Source organism: Amycolatopsis sp. CA-161197, assembly GCF_050942255.1.
Lineage (GTDB): Bacteria > Actinomycetota > Actinomycetes > Mycobacteriales > Pseudonocardiaceae > Amycolatopsis.
In genome coordinates this window covers 2,334,876-2,360,285 of record NZ_CP192059.1, presented here as the reverse complement: position 1 = coordinate 2,360,285, position 25,410 = coordinate 2,334,876, and the positions used below count along the sequence as shown (strand labels likewise).

The 25,410-nt window shown below is 72.3% G+C and carries 23 protein-coding genes and 1 pseudogene; 15 read left to right on the top strand and 9 right to left on the bottom strand.

Annotation, left to right across the window (positions count from 1 at the left end):
- Positions 1–107 precede the first annotated feature (107 nt).
- Entirely contained in the window at positions 108–569 is a 462-nt protein-coding gene (locus tag ACQPXB_RS11370; RefSeq protein WP_386948016.1) for a histone-like nucleoid-structuring protein Lsr2, read from the top strand.
- A gap of 495 nt (positions 570–1,064) precedes the next feature.
- Here the strand turns inward: ACQPXB_RS11370 and ACQPXB_RS11365 are convergent, their stop codons facing one another.
- Complete coding sequence (locus ACQPXB_RS11365; protein ID WP_366581049.1) at positions 1,065–1,793, bottom strand: lipoate--protein ligase family protein; 729 nt, start codon at positions 1,791–1,793, stop codon at positions 1,065–1,067.
- A 63-nt stretch (positions 1,794–1,856) separates the two neighbouring features.
- A complete protein-coding gene (locus ACQPXB_RS11360; protein ID WP_432851346.1) occupies positions 1,857–2,492 on the bottom strand; it encodes a TetR/AcrR family transcriptional regulator in 636 nt (211 codons plus the stop codon).
- An 82-nt stretch (positions 2,493–2,574) separates the two neighbouring features.
- Between ACQPXB_RS11360 and ACQPXB_RS11355 the strand changes: the two genes are divergently transcribed.
- Positions 2,575–3,714, top strand: coding sequence for an oxygenase MpaB family protein (locus ACQPXB_RS11355; RefSeq protein ID WP_432851344.1), 1,140 nt, complete (start codon positions 2,575–2,577; stop codon positions 3,712–3,714).
- Between the two features lie 26 nt (positions 3,715–3,740).
- Here ACQPXB_RS11355 and ACQPXB_RS11350 read toward each other — a convergent pair whose 3' ends face one another.
- Positions 3,741–4,370 carry a TetR family transcriptional regulator gene (locus ACQPXB_RS11350; protein WP_432856534.1) on the bottom strand — a complete coding sequence of 210 codons (630 nt, stop codon included), beginning with the start codon at positions 4,368–4,370 and terminating at the stop codon, positions 3,741–3,743.
- 143 nt (positions 4,371–4,513) lie between these two features.
- Here ACQPXB_RS11350 and ACQPXB_RS11345 point away from each other — a divergent pair, with 143 nt between their 5' ends.
- The 6 genes and pseudogenes from ACQPXB_RS11345 (at position 4,514) to ACQPXB_RS11320 (ending at position 9,486) form a co-directional block, all read left to right on the top strand.
- Positions 4,514–5,599 carry a ferredoxin reductase gene (locus tag ACQPXB_RS11345; RefSeq protein WP_432851342.1) on the top strand — a complete coding sequence of 362 codons (1,086 nt, stop codon included), beginning with the start codon at positions 4,514–4,516 and terminating at the stop codon, positions 5,597–5,599.
- A 10-nt stretch (positions 5,600–5,609) separates the two neighbouring features.
- Positions 5,610–6,725: a fatty acid desaturase family protein gene (locus tag ACQPXB_RS11340; RefSeq protein ID WP_366581043.1), complete on the top strand. Its 1,116-nt coding sequence runs from the start codon at positions 5,610–5,612 to the stop codon at positions 6,723–6,725.
- Between the two features lie 10 nt (positions 6,726–6,735).
- Positions 6,736–6,918: pseudogene (locus ACQPXB_RS11335) on the top strand (hypothetical protein); the annotation flags it as partial.
- A 201-nt stretch (positions 6,919–7,119) separates the two neighbouring features.
- Complete coding sequence (locus ACQPXB_RS11330) at positions 7,120–8,391, top strand: sensor histidine kinase (protein WP_432851339.1); 1,272 nt, start codon at positions 7,120–7,122, stop codon at positions 8,389–8,391.
- A gap of 21 nt (positions 8,392–8,412) precedes the next feature.
- Complete coding sequence (locus tag ACQPXB_RS11325) at positions 8,413–9,057, top strand: response regulator transcription factor (RefSeq protein WP_366581041.1); 645 nt, start codon at positions 8,413–8,415, stop codon at positions 9,055–9,057.
- Positions 9,058–9,075: 18 nt separating this feature from the next.
- Positions 9,076–9,486 carry a secondary thiamine-phosphate synthase enzyme YjbQ gene (locus tag ACQPXB_RS11320; protein ID WP_366581039.1) on the top strand — a complete coding sequence of 137 codons (411 nt, stop codon included), beginning with the start codon at positions 9,076–9,078 and terminating at the stop codon, positions 9,484–9,486.
- Between the two features lie 6 nt (positions 9,487–9,492).
- Here the strand turns inward: ACQPXB_RS11320 and ACQPXB_RS11315 are convergent, their stop codons facing one another.
- Complete coding sequence (locus ACQPXB_RS11315; RefSeq protein WP_432851336.1) at positions 9,493–10,500, bottom strand: ABC transporter permease; 1,008 nt, start codon at positions 10,498–10,500, stop codon at positions 9,493–9,495.
- Positions 10,501–10,605: 105 nt separating this feature from the next.
- On the opposite strand from ACQPXB_RS11315, the gene ACQPXB_RS11310 reads away from it, so the two are divergent.
- Positions 10,606–11,304: an HAD family hydrolase gene (locus ACQPXB_RS11310; protein WP_386948033.1), complete on the top strand. Its 699-nt coding sequence runs from the start codon at positions 10,606–10,608 to the stop codon at positions 11,302–11,304.
- A 209-nt stretch (positions 11,305–11,513) separates the two neighbouring features.
- Positions 11,514–13,724, top strand: coding sequence for a bifunctional lysylphosphatidylglycerol flippase/synthetase MprF (locus tag ACQPXB_RS11305; protein ID WP_432851334.1), 2,211 nt, complete (start codon positions 11,514–11,516; stop codon positions 13,722–13,724).
- On the opposite strand, the gene ACQPXB_RS11300 is transcribed toward ACQPXB_RS11305, so the two are convergent.
- Both ACQPXB_RS11300 and ACQPXB_RS11295 read right to left on the bottom strand, forming a co-directional pair.
- A complete protein-coding gene (locus ACQPXB_RS11300; RefSeq protein WP_432851332.1) occupies positions 13,664–14,686 on the bottom strand; it encodes a hypothetical protein in 1,023 nt (340 codons plus the stop codon). The two genes, ACQPXB_RS11305 and ACQPXB_RS11300, sit on opposite strands and share 61 nt — an antisense overlap.
- 12 nt (positions 14,687–14,698) lie before the next feature.
- Positions 14,699–16,447 carry a proline--tRNA ligase gene (locus ACQPXB_RS11295; RefSeq protein ID WP_366581031.1) on the bottom strand — a complete coding sequence of 583 codons (1,749 nt, stop codon included), beginning with the start codon at positions 16,445–16,447 and terminating at the stop codon, positions 14,699–14,701.
- Positions 16,448–16,584: 137 nt separating this feature from the next.
- Between ACQPXB_RS11295 and ACQPXB_RS11290 the strand changes: the two genes are divergently transcribed.
- Positions 16,585–16,941 (top strand): VOC family protein, encoded by a 357-nt coding sequence (locus tag ACQPXB_RS11290; RefSeq protein WP_432851330.1) that lies wholly within the window; start codon positions 16,585–16,587, stop codon positions 16,939–16,941.
- A 24-nt stretch (positions 16,942–16,965) separates the two neighbouring features.
- Positions 16,966–17,859, top strand: coding sequence for a 2-hydroxyacid dehydrogenase (locus ACQPXB_RS11285; RefSeq protein WP_432851328.1), 894 nt, complete (start codon positions 16,966–16,968; stop codon positions 17,857–17,859).
- Between the two features lie 17 nt (positions 17,860–17,876).
- Here ACQPXB_RS11285 and ACQPXB_RS11280 read toward each other — a convergent pair whose 3' ends face one another.
- The gene (locus tag ACQPXB_RS11280) at positions 17,877–18,839 is read right to left on the bottom strand and encodes a GNAT family N-acetyltransferase (protein ID WP_432851326.1); all 963 of its coding nucleotides are present in this window, start codon (positions 18,837–18,839) and stop codon (positions 17,877–17,879) included.
- 54 nt (positions 18,840–18,893) lie between these two features.
- Between ACQPXB_RS11280 and yaaA the strand changes: the two genes are divergently transcribed.
- Entirely contained in the window at positions 18,894–19,640 is a 747-nt protein-coding gene (yaaA, locus tag ACQPXB_RS11275; protein ID WP_432851324.1) for a peroxide stress protein YaaA, read from the top strand.
- A gap of 4 nt (positions 19,641–19,644) precedes the next feature.
- On the opposite strand, the gene ACQPXB_RS11270 is transcribed toward yaaA, so the two are convergent.
- Entirely contained in the window at positions 19,645–20,733 is a 1,089-nt protein-coding gene (locus ACQPXB_RS11270; RefSeq protein ID WP_432851322.1) for an NAD(P)/FAD-dependent oxidoreductase, read from the bottom strand.
- Positions 20,734–20,737: 4 nt separating this feature from the next.
- Positions 20,738–22,300, bottom strand: coding sequence for a phytoene desaturase family protein (locus ACQPXB_RS11265; RefSeq protein WP_432851320.1), 1,563 nt, complete (start codon positions 22,298–22,300; stop codon positions 20,738–20,740).
- A 214-nt stretch (positions 22,301–22,514) separates the two neighbouring features.
- Here ACQPXB_RS11265 and ACQPXB_RS11260 point away from each other — a divergent pair, with 214 nt between their 5' ends.
- A complete protein-coding gene (locus ACQPXB_RS11260) occupies positions 22,515–23,462 on the top strand; it encodes a serine protein kinase RIO (RefSeq protein WP_432851318.1) in 948 nt (315 codons plus the stop codon).
- Positions 23,463–23,825: 363 nt separating this feature from the next.
- Positions 23,826–25,352 carry a DEAD/DEAH box helicase gene (locus tag ACQPXB_RS11255; RefSeq protein WP_366581020.1) on the top strand — a complete coding sequence of 509 codons (1,527 nt, stop codon included), beginning with the start codon at positions 23,826–23,828 and terminating at the stop codon, positions 25,350–25,352.
- Positions 25,353–25,410: the final 58 nt, after the last annotated feature.

Genomic DNA, 25,410 nt, shown 5'->3' with positions numbered 1-25,410 from the left:
GCCGCTAGTCTCTTCCGCGAGCTGCAAGAAATCGGCGACACCGGGTGACCGGGTCGTCGCCGTGCCGATTGCACGCACGACCACGATCGAGCACGGAGGGCTTTCGCATGGCCAAGAACACCGCCGTCCACGTGTTGGACGATCTCACCGGCGAACCCGCCGCCGAGACGGTGGGCTTCGGCCTCGACGGGCTCGACTACGAGATCGACCTCTCCGCCCCCAACGCCGCCGCACTGCGGGAAATCTTCGACCCGTACGTCGCGAACGGCCGCCGCACGGGCGGCCGCAAGCAGCGGCCGCGATTGGTCGCGGGTGCGAAAGCCGTGGCACCACAGGAAGTTCCGGCGAAGCCCCAACCCGCCAAGCCCGCCAAGCGCACCGCGGCAGCAGCCAAGACGACCGCCCGGCCGGCCACGCAGGCCGAACCGGCGCCGAAGACCGCGCAGGCCAAGAAACCGGCGAAAAGCGCGGCCGCGGAACCGAAAAACGTGGTGAAGACCACTGAACCGAAGCCGGCCCGACGTCCGGTGAAGAAGATCCCCGCCGTCACCTTCTCCGCGGGCGAGTAGCTCACCGGCACTGCTTTAGCCGGCAGCAGGCGTCCCCCGCCACTGTTCTCCGCCGGCGAAACAGCACTCATCCGCCCTGTTCTCCGCGGGCAAGCAGCACTCCCCCGCATTGCTCTTCGCGGACAAAGTAGCGCTCACCCGCGTGGTTCTCCGCGGGCAAGCAGCGCTCGCTGGCACTGTTTCGCCGGCAACTAGCCGTCACCAGCGCGGTTCGCCGCAGGCGAGTAGCGCTCACCGGTAAAGCTTTAGCCGGCAAGCCGGCCTTCACCGCTGCTGTTCGCCGCAGGCGCGTAGCACTCACCTACGCTGATGCCCGCGGGCAAAAGGCGCTCAGCGGCGCTGTTCTCCGCATGCGAAATACTGGTCACCTGCGTTGTTCTCCGCGGGCGAGCGGCGCGCGGCGGCGTTGTTCTCCGCGGGCGAGTAGCGCTCACCAGCACTGATTTCGCCGGCAACTAGCCCTCATCCGCGCGGTTTTCCGCAGGCGAGTACCGCTCAGCGGCGCTGTTTTCCGTCGGTGTGCCAGCCGTCGTAGTGGTAGCGCGTGTCCAGTAGTGCGCGCTGGCGGTCGAGTTCCGCGGCCGAGGGCGGGCGCGGCACGAGGGGGCCGAGCAGGCCCGCGGCGGCGGCGCGCACCACCGACTCCGCCTCGCCGTCCGACGGGTGCACGCCGTGGTCGGCCAGTGATGCGACTTTGCTGCGGTGCGAGTCGAGTGGCTTCGGGTCCGGCGGGGGGCCCGTGAGGTAGGCGCCGACGCGCGCGGCGTCGGTGTCGATCAGCAGCGTCGAGTGGGCCAGCAGTCCGTTCTTGGTCCGGAACACCGCGAACCCGCACAGCTTCGCGTCGCCGATGAACAGGCCGCGCTCGCCGAGGCGCGGTGGCAGGCCGAGCTTCTCGACGGCCGCCGACATCACGAGCCCGAGCATTTCCAGCGGCCGGTCGGCCGGGCCGGGGAGCACGAGCGTGACGTTGAGGTTGCCCGGGTCGTGGAACACGGTGCCGCCACCGCTGGCGCGGCGCAGCACCGGCACGCCGTCGCGCTCGCACTCGGCCACGCGCACCTCGCGCGCCACCTTCTGCCCGCGGCCGACGACCACGCTCACCGGGTTGCGCCACAGCCACAGCACCGGCGCGGCCGGTCCTTCCCGCAGCAGCGCCTCGTCGAACGCCAGGTTCTCCGCCGGGTCGCTGAACTCCGCACGCACGTCCGACCCGGTGTCCACAGCATTCCTCCACGACCTCGCCCGCCGAAGAGCAGGCGGGTCAACGGAATCGTAGCTCTCGGCCTACGACCCGAGCGGGGACGGCGACCGGATGCCGGCCGTGAGGATGTCCGCGACCAGCCGGGCGTGCTCGTCGACCGGGCCGGCCTCGCCGGCGAACCGGCCGGCCAGCGGAGCCAGCGCGAACGGACCGGCGCCGCCGGTGGCGATGAGGAAGTAGAACGTCCGCAACGGCGTCGGGCGGATCCGGCCGGCCGCGGCGAGCGTCTCGAGCGCGCGGGCCAGCGGTGCCACGGCCGGGCTGATGTAGGTGTCGAAGATGTAGTCGAGGCGCTCGCTGTTGTTGGCCGACTCGACGGTGATCAGCCCGTGCAGTTCGGGTGCTCTCGCGGCCACCTGGATGAAGCGCACGATGCCCGCGTGGATCAGCTCTATCGGGTCGGCGGCTTCGTCGCCGGTCACCTCGGCGAGATCGTCGACGATCCGGCCGAACGCCCGGTCGACGGCGGCGTACCAGAGCTTTTCCTTGCTGCCGAAGCGCTGCGGAATCGTGTTGTGGCTCACGCCCAGTTCACGGCTGAGGGTCCGGATGGACACGCCGTCGTAGCCCCGCCGCGCGAACGCCTTGATCGCCGCGGTCAGGACCCGGTCATCGGTCGCGGGTTCGGTGCCCGCCTTCGGACGTCCCGGCGATCTCACGCCGACGACCGTACGGCCGAGCCTTGACAGCTGTCAATTTAGCCGTAAATTGGCAGCTGTCTATTTATGGGGAGGGTGGGAGATGCCGGAGAGCTGGCCGACCACGCGGAGCAGGCGTTCGAGCATCGTGGCCCAGTTCGGCGAAGCCCGGGCCGACCTGGTCGGCTGGGCGCTGACCACCGGCGACCCGCTGGCCGACGCCGTCGTCGACGAGATCCACGAGCACGGACGCGCGGTGAACCTCGCGCTCACCGAAGGGCTCGGCCACGGCCTCGCGTCGTTGACCGATCCGCCGCCGGCCGTCGCGGCGCTGCTGCGCGAGACCGAGACCCTGCCCGACTACGTGGACGACGCGCTGCTGGACGAGGCGTCGCTGCCCCACTTCAGCTCACCGGCGCCCGTCCACATCCTGTCGCTGAGCGCGGGCTCGCTCGTGCACGTGTACGAGTCACCGTCGATCTCGAAGGTTCTCGCGACGACGGGCAAGCTGATCGAGAGCGCTCCGCGCCGGCTCGCCGAGACGGGGAAATGGATCGCCACCGCACTGCTGCCCGGCGCGTTGCGGCGGGGAAACCCCGGATACGTCGCGACGATCCAGGTCCGGATGCTGCACGCCCACATGCGCCGGCTGGCGCGAAACCGCGGGTACGACGAGGCCGCCGACGGTGTGCCGATCAACCAGATCGACCTGGCGAGGACGTGGATGGACTTCACGCTGACCTCCTACACCGCCGAGCAGGCCATGGGGTTCGGCTGCACGTCGAACGAGCTGGCCTCGCTCTACCGGTACTGGTGGTACGTCGGTCACCTGCTCGGCGTGAGCCCGCGGCTCGTCGAAGGCATCTCGTCCCACGACGACGCCCGGCGCGTCGCCGATCTGCTGCAGGCGGTCACCGGCCCGGCGATCCCCGAGTCGTCGGAGCTGGCGTTCGCCACCTGCCGGGCGATCGCCGGACAGCTGAACGACGTCTTGTCCCTGCCCCGAGGCATGGGTTTGCAGGCGATGTACGCGTTGACGCGCCGCTTCCACGGCCACGCCGTCGCCGACGAGCTGGGCCTGCCCCACGCTTTCGCGGCCGACCGCCTGCTGACCCCGGCGATCAGCGCGATCCGCCTGCGCCGGGCGAAGCTGCGGCGCGACCCCGCGGCGTGGCGCCGGGAGATCGAGAAGGGCGTCGCGAGGGCGAAATCGGCGGCGGAGGGCACCGACGCCGCCGCTTAGAACCGCCCTTCCGCGCTCAAGCGCGCCTAGGCGGACGGGCGCCAGTGGGGCACGCCCACGAGGATCATCCGCAGGCGCTTGCGGGCCAGCTCCAACGTGCGTTCGTCGGCTTCGCGGTCGCCGTGGCGGACCTCGAGCAGGTCGACGACCGTGGCGAGCATGGCGGTGACGATCAGGTCGGCCAGCGCGTGGAGGTCTTCGGTGGGCCACTCGCGCAGGTGGTCGAACCGGGCGAGGTCGATGGCCAGGTCACTGGAGAACAGCCGCAGTTCCACGCCGATGGCGCGCGACACCGGGCCGGTGCCGGCGTAGCGCTCGCGCGTGACGAAGCGGAAGTGGTCCTCGTGCGCGCGCACGTGTTCGTACAGCGTGCGCACGGACGCGTCGATCATGCCGCGGTGGCTCACCGGCTCGGTGCGCGCCGAGCGGATCATGCCGCGCAGCGTGCGCGTGGTCTCCTCGACCAGGGCGACGCCGAGCTCGTCCATCGAGGCGAAGTGCCGGTAGAACGCGGTGGGCACGATGCCCGCGCGCTTGGTGACCTCACGCAGCGACAGGCTGCCGAACCCGCGGTCGGCGAGCAGCTCCAGAGCCGCGTCGAGCAATGCCTGGCGGGTGCGCTGCTTGCGCTCCTGCCGGCTCACCGACGCCGGCATCTCCGCTTCGGACACGTCCGGCAGCGTACTGACGCCTTCGGCATGGTCCACGTCACATCACCTCGCTCCCGCGTTGACAGCCACCCGGGCCGTGCCCCCACACTAGTGAGTGTACAGATGTGCACTCAAATCCGGAGGGCGTGATGACCGCACTGCTCCCGCAGCGCCTGCGCGGGCTCGCCTCGCTCGCCGAGGCCCTGCTCACCCCGCACGGTGCCGACCGCTACCTGGAACTGCTCGACCCGATGCTGGTCCGCCGCGAGATCCGCGGCCGCGTCGTCGCCGTCCGGCACCAGACGCCGGACACGGTCACGTTCACCGTCCGGCCGAGCCGCGCGTGGCGGGGTTTCGAGGCCGGGCAGTACGTGCGCCTGACCGTGGAGATCGACGGCGTCCGGCGCACCCGCTGCTACTCGCCGTGCGGGCCGAGCGGCGGCGACCTCGACTTCACCGTGAAGGCCGACCCGCAGGGACTGGTGTCGCGGCACCTGCACGCCACCACCCGCGTCGGCACGGTTTTCGGGCTGTCGGCAGCGGACGGCGAGTTCACGCTGCCTTCGCCGCGACCGGAGCGGATCGTGCTGGTCAGCGGCGGCAGCGGCATCACGCCGGTGCTCGCGATGGCGCGCCGGCTCGTCGCCGAAGGCCACCGCGGCGAGGTCGTGTTCCTGCACTACTCCACCACCGCCGACGACGTGCTCTACCGCGCCGAACTGGCCGAGCTCGCCGAGCGCCACCCCGGGTTCCGGGTCGTCCACGCGCACACCCACGGCCGGGGCGGCGACCTGCGCGGGTTCTTCTCGAAGCAGCACCTCGCCCACGCCGCGCCCTGGTTCCGCGACGCCGAGACGTTCCTTTGCGGCCCGAAACCGCTCATGGACTCGGCGCGCGAACTGTTCGAGGCCGAAGGACTCGGTGAACGACTGCACACCGAAGAGTTCACGGCACCGCCGCTGACGTTCGACACGGAGGCAGCCGAAGGGACCGTGCGGTTCGCCCGCAGCGGCCGCGAATGCGCCAACTCGGGCAAGCCGCTGCTGGAACAGGCCGAGGACGCCGGCCTGTCGCCGGAGCACGGGTGCCGCATGGGCATCTGCTTCTCCTGCACGCAGGTGAAGACCGCCGGGCGCGTGCGCAACGCCCGCACCGGCGAGGTCTCCGGCGAAGAGGACGAAGAGATCCAGCTCTGCATCAGCGTCCCGGTCGGGGACGTCGAGATCAACGCCTAGGAGGGACGCCATGACAGGACTTCAGGACCGCCTCACGCCCGAACAGATCGAGGAGTTCGGCCGCGAGCTCGACGCACTGCGCCAGCGCGTCGTCGACGACCTCGGCGAGGCCGACGTCGAGTACATCCGCACGATCATCAAGACCCAGCGCGGGCTGGAGGTCGCGGGGCGCGGGCTGCTGTTCGCGGGTTTCCTGCCGCCGGCGTGGGTCGCCGGCGTCGCGGCGCTGTCGCTGGCCAAGATCCTGGACAACATGGAGATCGGCCACAACGTGATGCACGGCCAGTACGACTGGACGCGCATCCCCGAGCTGAGCTCGCAGCGGTTCGAGTGGGACAACGTCGCGCCCGCCGAGAACTGGCGGCACTCCCACAACTACCTGCACCACACGTTCACGAACATCCTCGACAAGGACCGTGACATCGGTTACGGGATCCTGCGGATGGACGCGGCCCAGAAGTGGCACCCGTACTACCTCGGCAACCCCGTGTACGCGACGCTGCTGGCCCTGATGTTCCAGTGGGGCGTGATGTTGCACGACCTCGAAATCGAGCGAGTTTTCAAGGGCGAGCGCACGTGGGCCGAGAACGTGCCGGTGCTGCGCAAGATCGTGCGCAAGGCCGCGCGCCAGATCGGCAAGGACTACGTGCTCTTCCCGCTGCTGACCGGTCCGCTCGCGCCGCTGACGCTGGCAGGCAACGCGAGCGCGAACCTCGTGCGCAACCTGTGGGCGTTCGCGATCATCTTCTGCGGCCACTTCCCCGCCGACGTGGAGAGCTTCACCCAGGAAGAAACCGACTTCGAGTCCCGCGGCCAGTGGTACCTGCGCCAGATCCTCGGCTCGGCCAACATCACCGGCGGCCCGCTGTTCCACATCCTTTCGGGCAACCTCTCGCACCAGATCGAGCACCACCTGTTCCCGGACCTCCCGGCGCGGCGCTACCCCCAGATCGCCGCCGAGGTGCGCGAGATCTGCGAGCGCTACGGCCTGCCCTACAACACCGGGCCGCTGCGCAAACAGCTGTGGTCGGTGGCCAAGAAGATCGTGAAGCTGGCGCTTCCCGGAACGCCTTCGGGCGGTCCGGAGGTTACGGTGGATCCCGACCGGCAACTCCGAGCAGCCTGAGGAACCTCACATGGTGGGTCAGTTCGAAAGCGGCAAGGACACGGTGCAGGAGCTCACGGAATCCGCGGCCACCCACATCGGGGCGATCGCGACGATCATCACCGGCGCCGTGCGCGACATCGCGCGCGAAACCGGCAGCTGGCTCACCGACGTGATCGAGATGCGGGAAGCGTCGCAGCGCGCTCGGGAGGACAGTGCCCGGGAGACCAGTGCCCGAGAGACCAGTGCCCGAGAGACCACGGCCCACGAGACCAGCGCCCGCGAGTACCGCGCTCCTGAGCCCGGGCAGCGCCCCGAAGAAGACTGACGCTCCGGGCCGGGCGGGGGAAATCCCCCACCCGGTCCAGGGCGAACCCGGTGGTCGGCCGGCCGTGCGGCGGGCAGACTCCGGGGCATGACTTCTCGGGCCGCGGACGCACGCGCACCGCGGCGCGGGTGGTGGCCCGGGCCGCTGCGGCAGACCCGGGCGGAAGCGGCGTGGCTGGTGGTGGCCGGCGTGCTGTCGCCGAGCGCGCTCGTCGTCGTGCTCGCCGGGCTCGCAATCGGCGTCGCGTTGAGCCCACTGGGGCTGGGGCTGCTGGTGCTCGCGGCGGTCGTCCGGGGGATGCGGCTGTCCGGCGGCCTGCACCGGCGGCTGGCGGGAGTCCTGCTCGACGCTCCCCTGCGCGCGCCGGCGGCGGTGGCGCTGCGGCCCGGGCTGTGGCACTGGCTGGTCGCGCGGCTCGGCGACCGGCACGCGTGGCGCGCGGGCGCGTACCTCGTGCTCCGGGTCCCGATCTCGTTCGCGGGGTTTGCCGTGGCCGGGTCGCTGCTGGTGTTCGGTGTCGCAGGGGCGAGCTACCCGGTGCTGTGGTTCTTCACGCGCGACGTGCTGCCGGTCTACAACATCGTGAGCCGCACGTGGCCGGGCACGGTGCTGTGGGCCGTCGGCGGTGTGCTCGCGCTGGCCGCGGTGCCGTGGGTCGTTCACGCACTGGCGGTCCTCGACCGGTGGCTCGGGCGGCTGCTGCTGTCGGGGCCCGGGCTGTTGCAGCGCCTGCGGTTCCTGGAGGAGACGCGGGCGACGGCGCTCGAAGACGCGGCGCAGCGGCTGCGGCGTATCGAACGCGACCTGCACGACGGGGCCCAGGCGCAGCTCGTCGCGATGGCGATGAAACTGGGGCTGGCCAAGGAAGAGCTGGCCACGGACACCGTCGACCTCGACCAGGTGCGCACACTCGTCGAGGCCGCGCACGGCAACGCCAAGCAGGCGCTGGTCGAGCTGCGCGACCTCGCCCGCGGCATCCACCCGGCGGCCTTGGACAAGGGACTCGACGTGGCACTGTCCACTGTGGCCACTTCCGCCGGGATGGCCGCGACGGTGTCCGTGCGGCTGGACCGTCGGCCGCCGCCGTCGCTGGAAGCGGTGGTGTACTTCGCCGCCGCGGAGCTGATGACGAACGTGGCGAAACACTCCGGAAAGCCTTGCACCGTCACGATCGACGAGCACGACGGCGTCCTGCGCCTGACCGTGGCCGACCCCGGGCCGGGCGGCGCGGCGGTGGTGCCCGGCGGCGGGCTGGCCGGGATCGCGGAGCGGCTGCGGCCGGTGGACGGCGAGCTGACGGTGGTGAGCCCGCCCGGCGGCCCGACCGTGGTCACGGCCGAGGTTCCGCTGCCTCGCTAGGCTGGCCGCAAGGGGGGACGCATGCGGATCGTGATCGCCGAGGACTCGACCATCCTGCGCCAGGGCCTGGTCGAGCTGCTGGGGCTGCGGGGCCACGACGTCGTCGCGGCGGTGAAGGACGCGGAGGAGCTGCGGTCGGCCGTGCGCGCGCACCGGCCCGACGTGTCCGTGGTCGACATCCGCATGCCGCCTTCGCACACCGACGAGGGCCTGCGCGCGGCGATCGAGCTGCGCGAGGAGCTGGCAGGCTGCGCGATCCTGCTGTTCTCGCAGTACGTGGAGACGAAGTACGCCAAGCAACTGCTCGCCGACCAGGCCGGCGCGGTCGGTTACCTGCTCAAGGACCGCGTCGCCGAGGTCTCCGACTTCCTCGACGCACTGCGCCGGGTCGCGGCCGGCGAGACGGTGCTGGACCCCGAGGTCGTGCGTCAGCTCTTCGCGGCCACGGGCGGGACGGGGCCGCTCGCGGAGCTGACGACCCGCGAACGCGAGGTGCTCGACCTGATGGCGCAGGGCCGGTCCAACTCCGCGATCGCCGGCGATCTGTTCCTGTCGGCCGGATCCGTCGAGAAGTACGTGACGAGCATCTTCGCCAAGCTCGGCCTGCCGCCGTCGGAAGGCCACAACCGGCGGGTGCTCGCGGTGCTGCGCTACCTGGGTGTTTGAGCACCTACGCTGGCGAACATGTACTCCACCGAGCTAGAGGTGCACACCGGCAGCACCGCCGTGGTCCACGACCTCACCCACGAGGCCGAGAAGTTCCTGCGCGACGCCGACGCCACCGACGGCCTGCTGCACGTCTGGGTCCCGCACGCCACGGCCGGCCTCGCGATCCTCGAAACCGGCGCAGGCAGCGACGACGACCTCCTCGCCGCGCTGGAGGACCTCCTCCCCCGCGACGGGCGCTGGCGGCACCGCCACGGCAGCCCGGGCCACGGCCGTGACCACGTGCTGCCCGCGCTGGTGCCGCCGTACGCGACGATTCCTGTGCTGGGCGGCGTGCTCGCGCTGGGCACCTGGCAGTCGATCTGCCTGGTCGACACCAACGTCGACAACCCCGTGCGCAAAATCCGCTTCAGCTTTCTCTGCAGCTGAGCTGCCTCAACCGGCCGCGACCTCGACCGGCCGTTCCGCAGGCGGCGCTTCGGGCAGCTCGCGCCGTGGCCGGCCCGGCCACAGGGTCAACACCAGGCCCACCGCGAGCAGGCCGGTCAGCACCCAGACGCCCGTGGTCACGTCCGGGGCGCCCGGTACGCCCTGGAGAAGGCTGCGCAGGCCTTCGGTCGAGAAGCGGAACGGCGTCCACGACCACAGGAGCGTGCGGTAAGCCGGGTTGAGCAGCTCGGGCACCTGCCCGGCCACCGCGGGCGCCACGAGGTACAGCGGCGCCAGGATGGCCAGCGCCCGCAGGCCGAGGAGTCGCAGCAGGCCGGCTTGCAGCGCGGCGAACGCGGTGACCGTGAGGAACAGGAAGCCGAGCACGTCCCAGGTCAGCGGCAGCGTCGAGTCCCACAGCGCGGCGAAGCCCACGAGCACGCCCGTCACCAGCACGCCGCTGCCGAGCACCTGCGCCAGGCGCACCGGAACGCTCACGCGGCGGCCGGCGCTGAGCCGCACCAGCACGGCACCGGCGACGAGCGAGCCCAGCCACGCCAGCGCGCTGGCGGCCAGTGGCACGATCCGGCCCGCCGCGCTCGCCGGGTGCAGCATCTCGAGGCGCGGCTCGCCGGGCAGCGCCTGGGCGGCGCCCGCGAGGACCTGCTGCGCCACCTGCGTACCCGCCGGGTTCACCGCGCCGGAGAGCACGACGGTGGCGGCGGGGCCGGGACGAAGCTCCAGGATCCCGTAGACCTCCTTGTCCGCCAACAGGTTCCGCGCCTCGGCGGGGTCGGCGACGCGCCAGTCGAGCTGCGTGCCGCCGTGGGCGGCGACCTGGCGCGCCAGCCCGGCCAACGGCGGGGGCGCCGAAACCGCGACGGGCACGTGGTCGGGTGCGACCGTGGCCTGCGCCCCGAAGGTCAGGAACCCCAGCACCACGGCGGCAAGCGCACCCGCCAGCACCGCGACCAGGGCGAACGCGCCCGCGGGGCGCCGAGTTGCAGCCGGCATGACGGCCTCCCAGTTATTCCTCAAGTGTTGAATTACGACCAAAGTAGGTCGCACCCTCCGGAAAGTCAACAGACGTTGAATACTTCCGCCGGTACCCTCACGGCCGTGACGACGACGCACGCGCACCGGCTGGTGCTCTGGGACATCGACCACACGCTCGTGGACCTCACGGGCGTCGGCAGCAGCTGGTACGCCACGGCCCTGACGGCCATGGGCACCGAGCTGCGCACCCACCCCGACTACGGCGGGCGCACCGAGCGCGCGATCACCGCCGACATCCTCACCACGCACGGCATCGAGGCGACCGAGGAGAACATCCAGCGCCTGTGGAGCGAGCTGATCGCCGTGGCCGACGAGGCCCGCGGCACGCTCCACGAAGCCGGCCGGGCCCTCGACGGCGCCGCGGCGGCACTGGCCGCGATGGCCGGCCACGGCGCCGTGCAGACGCTCGTGACCGGCAACCTGCCGGAGATCTCGGTGCACAAGCTCGCCGCGTTCGGCCTCGACGAGCACCTGGAGCTGGAGATCGGCGGCTACGGCTCGCTCTCGGCGCACCGGCCCGACCTCGTCCCCCACGCCGTGGCCGCGGCAACCGCGAAGCACGGCACGGCGTTCGCGCCCGGTGACGTCGTGGTGATCGGCGATACCCCCAACGACGTGAAGGCCGCCCTCGACAACGGTGCCGTCGCGGTCGCCGTCGCCACCGGGCACTACAGCGCCGAAGAGCTCGCCGCCTCGGGCGCCCACACCGTCCTGCCCGATCTCGCCGACCTCGACTCGGTGCGCAAGGCCGTGCTCGGCTGAGCGGCCAACCCCTGTTTTTCGCCCCGCACGGCGGTTTCGGCCGCGCGCCGAGACCGCCGTGCGCGGTTCGCCCCCGGTCGAGCGGTGTTCCCTGAGCCCGCATCCGCCTTCGGGTCAGGGTTTTCTCCCTCCGGGGTCGCACTCCCCTAGGGGGACAAGTCGCTCCCACGACGGATGTCGGCTTTAGGTCCAGGCGCAAGACTCGGATCATGACGACCGCATCGCCGGCGGCGGGGACCGCCAGCGGTGCCGGCACGGGGGGACGCGGGCGGGCGGCCGGAAGGCCGAAACGCGAGCGGTTCGCCGTGCTCTGGCGCCGCCTTCCGTTCACCACCACCGTCGTGCTCGCGATCCTCGTGGCCGGAGCCGCGAGCCGCACGCTCTGGCAAGCCGCCGAGCACCAGCCGTCGTTCGCCTACTACGCCTACGGTTTGCCGTCGCTGGAACACGGCCGCTGGTGGACGCTGGCGACCGGCCCGTTCTTCGCGCTGCGGCCGCTGTTCTACCTGCCGATGGCCGGTACTTTCGCGCTGCTGACGGGGTTCGCGGAATGGCAGCTCGGCACGCGCCGCACGATCCTCGTGACCGTCGGCGGGCAGCTGGCCGCGGCCGCGGCGGCGATCCAGTTCCTCGTGCTGTGCCGCCATTCCGGCTGGACGTGGGCCGCGCACATCGCGACCACGCTCGACGTCGGCTTCTCCGGCGGCACGCTCGCGGCCATCGCCGTGGCCAGCGCGACGCTGCGCGCGCCGTGGCGGCTGCGGTTGCGCGCCGGGCTGTGCGTGTACGCGGGTGTCGCCATCGTGTACGTCGGCACGCTCGCGGATCTCGTGCACTTCTTCGCGCTGGTGCTGGCCTTGCCGCTCGGCCACCGGCTCGCGGGCAAGGCGCGCCTCGCCGAACCGGTGCGGCCGAGCGTGCGCGAGTGGCGGCTGCTGGCGTGCGCGGGACTATTGCTGCTCACCGTGGCCGAAGTCGTGATGTGGCTCGTGCCGGGTGACGGCCCGTTCGGCCCGTCCGACGCGGTTTCCCTTTCGACGCCGGAGATCCTCGTCATGGCTGTGCTCGTGGTGCCGATGCTCAACGGCCTGCGCCGCGGGTCGCGCGTCGCGTGGCGCTGGGCCGTGGGGCTGTGCGTGTTCGCGGTGTCGCAGGTGCTCGTGGTGAGCGGGGTCCTGGCCGTGGCGAAGCTGGTGCGTGCCGAGTACGACGGCCACGGCCTTTCGCTGTTCTTCGTGGACAATCTCTTGTGGACGATCGAGCTGGTGCTGCTGCTCGCGGCGAGCAGCGCGTTCCGGGTGCCGTCTCGCCGGCGTCGCCGCAAGCTGCTGCGCGGCGGTCCGGACGGCAGCGTCGCCCGGCTTCTCCTGGGGCGCAACGGAGGCAGCACGATCTCGTGGATGACGACGTGGCCGCAGAACGCGTACTTCGTCGCCTCCGACGGCGCGTCCTACCTCGCCTACCAGCGCCATGCGGGCGTCGCGATCGCGCTCGGCGATCCCGTGGCGCCGTGCGGCTCGGCGGCTCGCGCGCTCACGGAGTTCCGGGCGATGTGCGAGAACTCCGGACTCGTGCCGTGCGTGTTCTCCGCGACGGCCACCACCGTCGGTGTGACGCGCGAGCTCGGCTGGCAGCACGTGCAGGTCGCGGAGGACACGCTCGTCGACCTCGAACACCTGGAGTTCCGCGGGAAAGCCTGGCAGGACGTGCGTTCGGCGCTGAACAAGGCCGGGACGGACGGCATCGAGTTCCGCCTGGTGCGCCTGGCCGAGCAGCCGCCCGCGATCCGCGAGCAGGTGCGCATGCTCTCGGAGGAGTGGATCGGGGACAAAGGCCTGCCGGAGATGGGGTTCACGCTCGGCGGGGTCGCCGAGGCGATGGACCCGGCGACGCGCGTGGGGCTCGCGATCGACACCTCGGGCACCGTCCACGGCATCACGTCGTGGCTGCCGGTGCACACGGGCTCGGGCACCGTCGGTGGGTGGACCCTCGACGTGATGCGCCGCCGGCCGGGCGGGTTCCGGCCGGTGATGGAGTTCCTGATTGCATCGGCGTGCCTCGCGCTCCGCGAGGAGGGCGCGCGATTCGTGTCGCTTTCGGGCGCGCCGCTCGTGCGCAGCCGCGACACCGCGCCGGCGCGCGCGGTGGACCGGGCGCTCGACGCGGTGGGCGCGCTGATGGAGCCGTACTACGGGTTCCGCTCGCTGCACGCGTTCAAGGCGAAGTTCCAGCCGCGGCGCGAGCCGCTGTACCTGGCCTACCGCGACGAGGCCGACCTGCCGCGCATCGGCCTCGCGCTCGGGCGCGCGTATCTGCAGGGCGCCGGGCTGAAGGACTTCGCGAAGCTCGCGTTGCGGCGTCAGCGCGTGGTCGGCGGCGGGGTGGTCGTGGACCGGTCGGCGGCCGGGACACCGCGGTAGCTCTGCAGCAAGCGGACGACGTCGGCGCGGCTGGTGGTGTCGTCGGTGTAGGCGAGGAGAACCACGGACTGGGTCGCGGTGGCAAGGGCGAGGGCGCCGACGGTGACGTGCTTCGGAGTGCACGTCTCGGTGCCGTCCTGGCTGACATCGGCGAGCACCAGCCGCGCGGGACGGGTGGTCGTCTCGAGCTGCACGGTCGCGTCCTGCGCCGGTGCGTACGTCACCTTCGCGCCCGGGGCGTAGGCACTGCCGATGAGGTCGCCGACGGCTTTGCGGGCGGCGGCTTCGGCGTTGCCGCCGTCTTCCGTCGTGACGCCGGACCCACCGCGGCGGCTGTCGCGGCCGCAGTAGCCGCGGCCGACCGACGCCGTGGTGCTGAGCGTGATCCCCGGCGAGGTCGCCGTGCCGTCCCAGCCGTGGACGACGCCGGGTTCAGGCGTCCAACCCGGCGGGACGTCGTAGGCGAAGCTGCCGTCGCGCGCGGCCACGGACGACCAGCCGTCGACCACCGCGGGCACGACGACGTGCGGCTCGGGCTGGAAGGTGACCGGACCGCGGCTGGGCGTCGGCGGGCTCGCCGAGTGGTGGCGGGCGGCGCCGAAGAAGTTCATCGCGCCCACGCCGAGGGCGATCACGGCCACGAGGATCCACAGCGCCCGCGACGGCCGCCCCTTCAACCGCGTGGGTGGCCGACCTGGTGGCCGGATGCGCCGGGGCTCCGCGCGTGGCGTGTGCCCGGCGACGGCGGGATCCTCGGCGTACCAAGGAGTTCCACCGGCCTGCTCGGCTTGCGCCGACCACGGGCCGGCAGCCGGCTCGGCAGCGGGCTGCCCGGAAACCGGGGAGCCCGCTGCCGGGAAGCCGGGTGCGTCAGCGGGTTCGTACCCGCCGACGCCGGTGAGTGCGGCGTTGTCCTCGTAGCCGCCGTCGTCCTTGCGGCCGGACCGGCCGAAGAGCCCCACCGGCGGGCGTCGTCAGGAGCGAACGAGCTTGACCAGGTGGCCGACCACGGAGTCGACCGGGATCTCCTCGCGTTCGCCGGTGCGGCGGTCCTTGACCTCGACCAGCCCGTTGGCCAGGCCGCGCCCGACGACGAGGATCGTGGGCACGCCCACGAGCTCCGCGTCGGCGAACTTCACGCCCGGGGTGGCCTTGCGGTCGTCGAACAGCACGTCGACGCCGGCCGCATCCAGCTCCGCGACGAGCTTCTCCGCACCCGCCGCGATGGTCTCGTCCTTACCCGCGACGACCACGTGCACGTCGTACGGCGACACCTCGCGCGGCCACACCAGGCCGGCGGTGTCGTGGTTCTGCTCGGCGAGCACCGCGACCAGGCGCGAGACGCCGACGCCGTAGGAGCCCATCGTGATGCGGATCGGCTTCGAGTCCGGGCCGAGGGCGTCGAGCTCGAACGCGTTGGCGTACTTGCGGCCCAGCTGGAAGATGTGGCCGATCTCGATGCCGCGCGCGGCGACGAGGGTGCCGTGGCCGTCGGGCGACGCGTCACCCTCGCGGACCTCCGCGGCCTCGATCGTGCCGTCGGGCGTGAAGTCGCGGCCCGCCACGAGGTCGAGCACGTGGTGCCCGTCCTGGTCGGCGCCGGTCAGCCACGCGGTGCCGGTGACCACGCGCGGGTCGACGAGGTAGCGGACGCCGTTCTCCTTCAGCGCCTTCGGGCCGATGTAGCCCTTGACGAGGAACGGGTTCTTCGCGAAGTCCGCCTCCTCCAGCAGCTCGACCTCGGCGGGCTCGAGCGACGCTTCGAGGCGCTTCAGGTCGACTTCGCGGTCGCCCGGCAGGCCGACGCCCAGGAGCTCCCACTCCTTCGCGCCCGGCTGGCGGATCTTCAGCATCACGTTCTTGAGCGTGTCGGCCGCGGTGAACTCGCGGCCGAGTCCCGCGGCGTTGAAGAACGCCACGAGCGACTCGATGGTCGGCGTGTTCGGCGTGGCGTGCACCTGCGCGGCGGGCAGGCCCTCGATCGGGCGCTCGGCCGGCGCGGGCGTGACCACGGCTTCGACGTTGGCCGCGTAGCCGGACTCCGTGCTGCGCACGTAGGTGTCCTCACCGGTCTCGGCGACGGCGAGGAACTCCTCCGACGCCGAACCCCCCATGGCGCCCGACGTCGCGGCGACCACCACGTACTCGAGGCCGAGGCGGTCGAACAGCTTGATGTAGGCGTCGCGGTGCGCCTGGTAGGAGCGCTCCAGGCCCTCGTCGTCGAGGTCGAAGGAGTAGGAGTCCTTCATCACGAACTCGCGGCCGCGCAGGATGCCGGCGCGGGGGCGCGCTTCGTCGCGGTACTTCGTCTGGATCTGGTACAGCGTGACCGGGTAGTCCTTGTACGAGCTGTACTCGCCCTTCACGGTGAGCGCGAAGAGCTCCTCGTGCGTCGGGCCGAGCAGGTAGTCAGCGCCCCGGCGGTCCTTGAGGCGGAAGAGGTTGTCGCCGTATTCGGTCCAGCGGCCGGTGGCCTCGTAGGGCTCGCGCGGCAGCAGCGCGGGGAACTGGATCTCCTGCGCGCCGATCGCGTTCATCTCTTCGCGCACGACCTGCTCGATGCGGCGAAGCACCCGCAGGCCCAGCGGCAGCCACGAGTAACCACCCGGGGCGACCCGGCGGACGTAGCCGGCACGCACCAGCAGCCGGTGGCTGGGTACCTCGGCGTCCGCCGGATCCTCGCGCAAGGTGCGGAGGAACAACGACGACATCCTGGTGATCACGGTGGACTCCCTGCGCTGAGAGGCTGAGAAGATGAGCGGGGGTTGACCGACACAGCGTAGTCAACCGCCGTCCGGGCATTCCACCCGGTTATCGCGTGGTCGGCGTTTTGTCGGTGCCCCGGGCTAGCGTCGGCGGCATGGCACTCGAACTGGGCATGATCACGATCGACTGCGCGGACCCGCGGGTCCTCGCGGACTTCTGGACGCAGGCGCTCGGCGTCGCGGTCGAAGCGGACTACGGACCCTTCGTGATGCTCGCGCGCCCCGGCGGCGGCGGGCCCGCGCTGGCCTTCCAGCAGGTCCCCGAGCCACGCACCGTGAAGAACCGCGTGCACATCGACTTCTCCGCGCCCGACCGCGCGGCGGAGGTGAAACGCCTGGTCGGGCTGGGTGCGAGCGAGCAGGAGCGGCACGCGCAGCCGGGCATCGAGTGGACGGTGCTGGCCGATCCGGAGGGCAACGTGTTCTGCGTGGCGCAGGCGGGCGCGCACTGAGCCGGCGGCACTAGGTTGGCGGGCATGAGCGCGCGAGTTCTCCTGCCCTGGACCGACATCGAGCTGCCCGACGGGCTGGCCGCTGCGTACTACGACGGCGTGACCCTGCCCGGCGACGACCTGTCCGGCGTGGAGTTCTACGTGCTCCCCTACGACGCGGGGAGCGAGCCGCCGAAGCTGATCGGGAAGCTGCCTTCGCTGCGTGCGGTGCAGGCGCTGTCGGCCGGCGTCGAGGCGCTGGTGCCGCTGGTGCCCGACGGCGTCGCGCTGGCCAACGGCCGGGGCCTGCACGACCTCAGCGTGGCCGAGCACACGCTCGCGCTGATCCACGCGTCCCAGCGGGACCTGCCGAGGTGGTTCGCGCAGCAGGCCACCGGGTCGTGGGAACGCGAGCACACGCGCTCGCTCGCCGACAGCCGCGTGCTGCTCGTGGGCTACGGCTCCATCGGCCACGCGATCGAGCGGCAGCTGCTGGCCGCCGAGGCGGTGGTCACGCGGGTGGCGAGCCACGCGCGCGAAGGCGTACACGGGATCGCCGAGCTGCCCGGGCTGCTGCCGTCGGCCGACATCGTGGTCTTGATCCTGCCCGAAACCGCGGCCACGCAGGGGCTGATGGGTGCCCGTCAGCTGGCGTTGCTGCCCGAGGGCGCGCTCGTCGTGAACGTGGGGCGAGGCTCCGCGATCGACACCGCCGCGCTGCTGGCCGAGACGACCACCGGCCGGCTGCGGGCCGCCCTCGACGTCGTGGACCCCGAGCCGCTGCCGGCCGACCATCCACTGTGGAGGGTTCCGGGCGTGGTGATCACGCCGCACGTCGCCGGCGGTTCGGCGTCGTTCTACCCGCGGGCCAAGAAACTCGTGGCCGAGCAGCTGCGCCGTTTCGTGGCCGGGGAGCCGCTGCTGAATCGGGTTGAGTGAGGCTGTCGATCAACGCTTCAGATCGGCAGCACGTAGCCGTAGTAGGTGTCGGCGACCTCGTAGCCGCAGCGTTCGTAGATGCCGACGGCGCTGTGGGCGTTGTCGGTGTCCACGGACAGGGCCGAGCGCTCGAACCCGGCGTCGCGGGCGTGGGCCAGCGTGTGGCCGAGCAGCGCCGTCGCCACACCGCGGCCGCGCAGCTCCGACAGGGTGCCGACGTAGTCCACGTACAGCTCCTTCACGCCGGTGCCCGCGTAGTCCGACGGGTGGAACGCGCTGAGCACGAACCCGACCACCGCGTCGTGCGCCGGGGTCAGGAGCAGGAACGACAGGTCCCCGCGGAAGTCCTTCGCGCCCGTGATGCGGTGGCGCCAGGCTTCGGGTGACAGCTCGGCGCTGCCCCAGTGGCCGGAGAAGGTCGCGTTGCGGGCCACGCGGGTGAGGTCGTCGTAGCGCTCGTCGAACGCGACCACCTCGTAGTCGGCCGACAGCGGCCGCGCGGGCGGCAACGCGCTCAGGTCGGCGCGCATCTCGACGAACGACCGCGCGCGCCGGAACCCGGCCCGGGCCAGCGCGTCGAGGTACCAGTGCTCGTTCTCGTGCGCCCCGGCGTGCAGCTCCAGCGGCGCGTCGGGGAACGCGCGCTCGTGCACGCGTTTGCCGGCGTCGAGGAACCACGTCGTCAGGTGCGCGGCAACGTCGGGCGTGCGGAACTCGGGGTGCGTCATCGCTTCGACGCGCGGCATGTGCACCGGGTCGGCGGCGTCGCGGCGGCGGATGGCCGCGTAGCTCACCAGGCGGTCGCCGGCCCAGCCACCGGTGCTGGCGAGCGCGAGTTCGAGGTCGGGTCCCTGCATCTCCTCGCGCAGGTCGGCGGCGGTGTAGTGCTCGCCGGTGCGGTCCACCTCCTCGGCGGCCGCGAACACGGTCGCGAGCTGCTCCGCATCGCCGAGGGCGAGCGGGCGCCAGGTGAGCTCCATGACGTCAGCGTAGGCGGGCGCTGAACGGCGGCGCACCCCGATTACCCTCGTCGTGTGCTGGTGCTCCTCCCTCCTTCCGAGACGAAGGCCGACGGCGGCAAGGGCGCGCCGCTCGACCTCGAAGCGCTGTCGTTCCCCGAGCTCAACCCCGTGCGGGCCAAGCTCGCCGACGCGCTCGTCGAGCTCGCCCGAGACGTGCCCGCGAGCCTCGCCGCGCTCGGCATCTCCGAGCGACAGAGCCGCGAGGTCGCGCGCAACGGGAGCCTGTGGACCTCGCCGACGCTGCCGGCGCTGCGCCGCTACACCGGCGTGCTCTACGACGCCCTCGACATCGGCAGCTTCACCCGCGCCGGCCTGGAGAAGGCCCACCGCCGCCTGGCCGTCACGTCTTCGCTGTTCGGGGTGGTCTCGGCCACCGACCCGATCCCCGCGTACCGCCTCTCGGGCGGCAACAGCGTGCCCGCGCTCGGCACCGTGCGCAGCCTGTGGAAGCCCGCGCTGGAGCCGGTGCTGCAGGACATCGAGGGGCTCATCGTCGACCTGCGCTCGGGCACGTACTCGGCGTTCGCGAAGCTGCGGCCCGGCGCGGTGACGGTGCGCGTGGTCACGGAGGACGCCGCCGGCAACCGCACGACCGTGAGCCACTTCAACAAGGCCTACAAGGGCCGGCTCGCCGCGGTGCTCGCGACCTCGCGCACCGAACCGTCCACTGTGGACGAGCTGGTCAAGGTGATCACCAAGGCGGGCCTCACGGTGGAGCGCACCGGCGAGCACGCCTTGGAACTGCTCACCGACGACTGAGCCGTCAGCCGAACCGTGAGGGCGAGCACGCCGTCAGCAGATCCGCCGGCAAGTCTTCGCCGAGCACGAGCGCGGCGATGAGCTTGCCCGCGTACGGCGCCAGCGTGAGCCCGGCCGGCCCGAAGCCGGTGGCCAGGAACAACCCGGGCGCGGCCTGGCCCAGCAACGGCAGCGTGTCCGGCGTCGCAGGACGGAAGCCGACGCGGGTCTCGGCGAGCGTCGCGTCGGCCAGGCCCGGCGCGACGGCCAGCGCCTGGTCCAGCACCTCGCGCTGGCCGGCGGCCGTGACCCGGTAGTCGAAGCCGGAGTCCGTCTCGCGCGTCGCGCCCGCCACGACACGGCCGCCCGCGAACGACAGCAGGTAATGGCTCGACCGCGGCAGCACCACGGGCCACGCGGACGTGTCCGTGTCCGGCACGTCGAAGTGGCTGATCTGGCCGCGTTGCGGCGCCACCGGCACCGCGATGCCGAGCGGCTCGGCCAGCGCCGCCGACCACGCGCCCGCGGCGAGCACCACGGCGTCGCCGGTCAGCTCCTCGTCGCCGGCGCGCACGCGGGAACCCGACAGCAGCGTTGCCTCCGCCGACACGAACCGCGCGCCCCGCTGCTCCGCCGCGGCCACGAGCGCCGCCCGCATCACCCGGCCGTCGACGCGGCCCGCGCCGGACAGGTGCACGGCGGACAGCTCGGGCGCCAGCGGCGGGAAGACCTCGCGCGCCTGCGCCGGGTCCAGCCGGCGCACCTCGCCCGCCTCGGGGGCGCCCGCGACCCGCTCGACCAGCCGCGCGTGGGCCTCGTCGAGCTCGGCCGGGTCCGCCGAGACGACCATCCCGCCGACGACCTCGAACGACGAGTCGTGCCCCTGCTCGCGCAACGCCGCGGCCAGCTCTGGGTAGTACGCCCCGGCGGCGGCCGCGAGCGGGTAGATCGCGTTGTCCCACCGCGAGGTCCAGGGGCTCACGATCCCGGCGCCGGCCTCCGTCGCGACGCCGGGCAGCCCCGCGTCCACCACGACGACGTCGGCCCCGCTGCCCGCGAGGTGGTAGGCCGTGGCTGCTCCGGCGATCCCGCCGCCGATCACGATCACGCGCATGCCTTCACCCTGCCCGCACTTCGCCGCGCCGTCGAGCGAGCACCGCCATCGCCGCGTTGTGCCCGGGGATCCCGCTCACGCCACCTCCGCGAACGGCGCCGGCGCCGCACAGCAGCACGCGCTCGTGCGCGGTCTCGACGCCCCACCTCCCGGCGTCGGCCGGATCTTCGGCGTAGGGCCAGGACAGGTCGCGGTGGAAGATGTGCCCGCGCGGCAGGCCGAGCTCGGCCTCCAGGTCCAGCGGCGTCTTCGCCTCCACGCACGGGTTGCCGGCCGCGTCGCGTAGCAGGCAGCTCTCGATCGGCTCGGCGAGCACGCTGTCCAGCGACGCGATCGTGGCGCGCAACGCCTCGGCCCGCGCCCGCTCGTTGTCGGTCTCGAACAGCCGCGCCGGCATGTGCAGGCCGAACAACGTCAGCGTCTGCACGCCTGCCGCGCGCTCGGCCGGGCCGAGAATCGACGGATCGGTGAGCGAGTGGCAGTAGATCTCGCACGGCGGCAGCGCCGGGATCTTGCCCGCCGCGGCCTCGGCGTACGCGGTTTCGAGCTGCGAGTAGGTCTCGTTGACGTGGAAGGTGCCGCCGAACGCGTCGCGCGGGTCCACGGCGGCGTCGCGCAGGCGGGGCAGCCGCGACAGGACCATGTTCACCTTGAGCTGCGCGCCTTCCGGGCGCGGACCGGGCGCCTCGCCGAGCAGCCGCGCGAGCGTGTCGGGGGCGACGTTGGCGAGCACGTGAGAGCCGACGGCCACGCGCTCGGTGCCGTCGAGTGTGTAGCGGACCTCGCCGTCGGGCGAGACCGACCGCACCTCGGCGCCGGTGACGAGCGTGGCCCCGGCGCCGCGGGCGGCGTCGGCGAGCGCGCCGGTGACCGCGCCCATCCCGCCCACGGGCACGTCCCAGTCGCCGGTGCCGTTGCCGATCAGGTGGTAGAGCAGGCAGCGGTTCTGCCGCAGGTCCGCGTCGCCGGCACCGGCGAAGGTGCCGATGAGCGCGTCGGTGAGCACCACGCCGCGCACGGTGTCGTCGCCGAACAGCCCGGTGAGCGTCTCGGCGATCGGCCGTTCGAACAACGTGGCCCAAGCTTCGACGTCGCCGATGCGGGCTTTGAGGTCGTCCCGGGTCGGCAACGGTTCGGTGAGCGTGTCGAACGTCGCCGCCGCCACGCGCCCCGCCAGCGCGTAGAACTCGCGCCACGCGTCGAAGTCCTTTGTGGACCCGGTGACGGCGCGGAAGGCCGCCGCGGTGCGCGCGTCGTCCCCCGTGTCGACAAGGAGACCGGTGTTGCCGGACGGCGTGTAGGACGACATCCGGCGCCGGCGCAGCTCGACGTCGAGCCCGAGGTCGGCCGCGATCTTCCGCGGCAGCAGGCTCACCAGGTAGGAGTAGCGCGACAGGCGCACGTCGACGCCGTCGAACGCGCGGAACGACACCGCCGCTCCCCCGATCTCGCCGCGTCGTTCCAGCACCAGCACCGAGCACCCGGCCCGGGCCAGGTAGGCCGCCGCGACCAGGCCGTTGTGACCGCCGCCCACGATCACCGCGTCGTACTTCCCGCCACCGTTCATGCGCCCGAGGCTAGGGGGCGGTAATTCGGTTGCGCGACCCCCGGACGGCCCGGCATGCTGCGGGCGAACCGGCGGGGTGCCGGTGGCCGACGGAAGCGAAGGAGGTGCGTCATGGCGATTGTCCGGGCGCTGACCTGCCCACTTCCGTCCGCCCCTCTCGGCTAGAGCCTGCGCGCTCGCCCGGTGGGGCACCCCGATCGAGGAGAACCCACCAGTGCGCGAGCACGACTACGAAGACCTTCACGCGTCCGATTTCGAGCGTCCCCGTCGTGGGCGGCGCTTCCGCGACGAACCCGAGCCGACCCGCCGGGGCCGGCTCACCGAGGGCGAGCGCGTCCGCCTCGCCCAGGCGCGCGACGACGCCTACACCGAAACCGACCTCCCGGACGGCGCCGACCGCTGGACCACCTGGGACGACGCCGACCAAGGCCCGCACCCGAGGCCCGGCTGGGTGATCACGGAGCTCGCGGCCGTCGACACCGACCTGGGAGTGCTCAAAACCGGCAAGGAGGCCGACGTCCACCTCCTGCGCCGCACCCTGCCCGGCACGGACGGCGTGCTCCTGGCCGCCAAGCGCTACCGCAGCGACGAGCACCGCTTGTTCCACCGTGACGCCGGATACCTCGAAGGCCGGCGCATGCGGCGCTCCCGCGAGATGCGGGCCATGGCGGGCCGCACCTCCTTCGGGCGCAACCTGATCGCCGAGCAGTGGGCGGTCGCGGAGTTCGCCGCGCTGAGTCGCTTGTGGACGATCGGGGCACCCGTGCCCTATCCCGTGCAGCGCCACGGGACCGAGCTGCTGCTCGAGTTCCTCGGCGAGCCCGACGGCACGGCCGCGCCCCGGCTCGCGCAGCTGCGCCCGGAGCCCGACGAGCTGACCGAATTGTGGGACCAGGCGGTGTCGGCACTGGAACTGCTCGCCACACAAGGGCTCGGGCACGGCGACCTGTCCGCGTACAACCTCCTGGTGCACGAAGGGCACCTGATGGTGATCGACCTCCCGCAGGTCGTCGACCTCGTCGCGAACCCGCGTGGCCGGGAGTTCCTGGAGCGCGACGTGCGCAACCTCGCGGGCTGGTTCCAGGCCCGTGGCCTGCCGGAACGCGTGACGAACGCCGAGGACCTCGTGGCGGACCTGGCCTACGCCGCCGGCCTCGGCTGAACGGCCGCCGGTACGGTGGGTGGCGTCGCGTCGCTCGGCCGTTCGGCCGCGTTCTCGAACGTGGCCCAGACCACAACTGCGACGCCGCCCACAACCGGACACCTGGGTGTGAAGCAGAAGCCCTGACTCCGGTACAGTGAACACAGACCGCAACCGGCGGCGTGGATGAGTTGGTGTCCGTCGCCTCCAAAGCCCACTGACGGGCTCGCGGTGAAATCCGAAGCATTTCCATCGGCGCTCGATGGCGGGAACTCCTGAGCGCGCCGGGTCCGTCCCTGTGAACGCCCATTGCACACCATCTTGCCCTGCCTGCGAGCGGGCAGCCCGGGCCTCCTTGCGACGTGCCACGTCCGAGAGGCATAAGTGACAGTCACGTTCAACTCCGGCCATTCCGCAGCGTCGTCCCACTCGGGGCCGGGCCGCGGTGACCGTACCGACCGCAAGCCGCGGCAGCGCCCCGCGCGTGGGGACTTCCTCCGCGACGACGCCGTCGAGACGGTGGCCACGAAGACCTTCGCGGAGCTCGGCCTGCCCGACGAGCTGCTGCGCGCGCTGGCCGAGGCCGGCATCAACTCGCCGTTCCCGATCCAGTCCGCCACGATCCCCGACGCCCTCGCGGGCCGCGACGTGCTGGGCCGCGCCCAGACCGGTTCGGGCAAGACGCTGGCGTTCGGCCTGGCCATCCTGGCCCGGCTCAACGGCGGCAAGGCCCGCCCGAAGCGCCCCCGCGCGCTCGTGCTGGTGCCGACCCGTGAGCTGGCCATGCAGGTGGCCGACTCGCTGACCCCGCTCGCCAAGTCGCTCGGCCTGTGGTGCCGCACGGCCGTGGGCGGCATGGCCTTCACCCGTCAGGCCGACGCGCTCTCGCGTGGCGTCGACCTGCTCATCGCCACCCCGGGCCGGCTGTCGGACCACGTCCGGCAGGGCACCGCTTCGCTGAGCGACTGCAACTTCATCGCGCTCGACGAGGCCGACCAGATGGCCGACATGGGCTTCATGCCGCAGGTACGGGAGATCCTCGACCTCACCCCGGCGCGCGGCCAGCGGCTGCTGTTCTCGGCGACCCTCGACGGCGACGTGAACAAGCTGGTGCAGCAGTACCTGACCGACCCGGTCACGCACTCGGTCGCGCCGTCGACCGCGAGCGTCGACACCATGGACCACCACGTGCTCCAGGTTTCGCACCAGGACAAGCAGGACATCATCACGCAGATCGGTGCCCGCGAGGGCCGCACGATCATGTTCGTGCGCACCAAGCACCACGTCGACCGCCTCACCGAGCGGCTGCGTGAGCAGGGTGTGCACGCGGCGGCGCTGCACGGTGGCAAGACCCAGGGGCAGCGCAACCGCGTGCTGGCCGACTTCAAGGAAGGCCACACCCCGGTGCTGGTCGCCACGGACGTCGCCGCGCGCGGCATCCACGTCGACGACATCTCCCTGGTGCTGCACGTGGACCCGGCCGCAGACCACAAGGACTACCTGCACCGCGCGGGCCGCACGGCGCGCGCCGGTGCGTCGGGCGTCGTCGTCACGCTGGTGACGCACGACCAGCGCCGCACCGTCCGCCGGATGACCGACCGGGCCGGCGTGCGCGCCGAGACCACGGTCGTCCGCCCGGGCGACGCGGAGCTCTCGCGCATCACGGGTGCGCAGGAGCCGAGCGGCGAGCCGGTGATCGAGCGTCGCCGCGAGTCGCCGCGCCGCAGCGGTGGCCGGGGCTTCGGCGGTGGCCGCGAGCGCGGTGAGCGCAGCTACGGCGAGAACCGCGACCGCGGTGGTTACGGTTCGCGCGAAGGCCGCCCGAGCTACGGCGGTCGTGGCCGGTCCGGCAACGGTTCGGGTCGCCCGCAGCGCCCGGGTCGCCCGCAGCGCCGTGGTTACGACAGCTGAGTTCCGAATCGAGGAAAAGCCCCGCCTTCGTGCGGGGCTTTTTCTTTTGTGTGGCAGG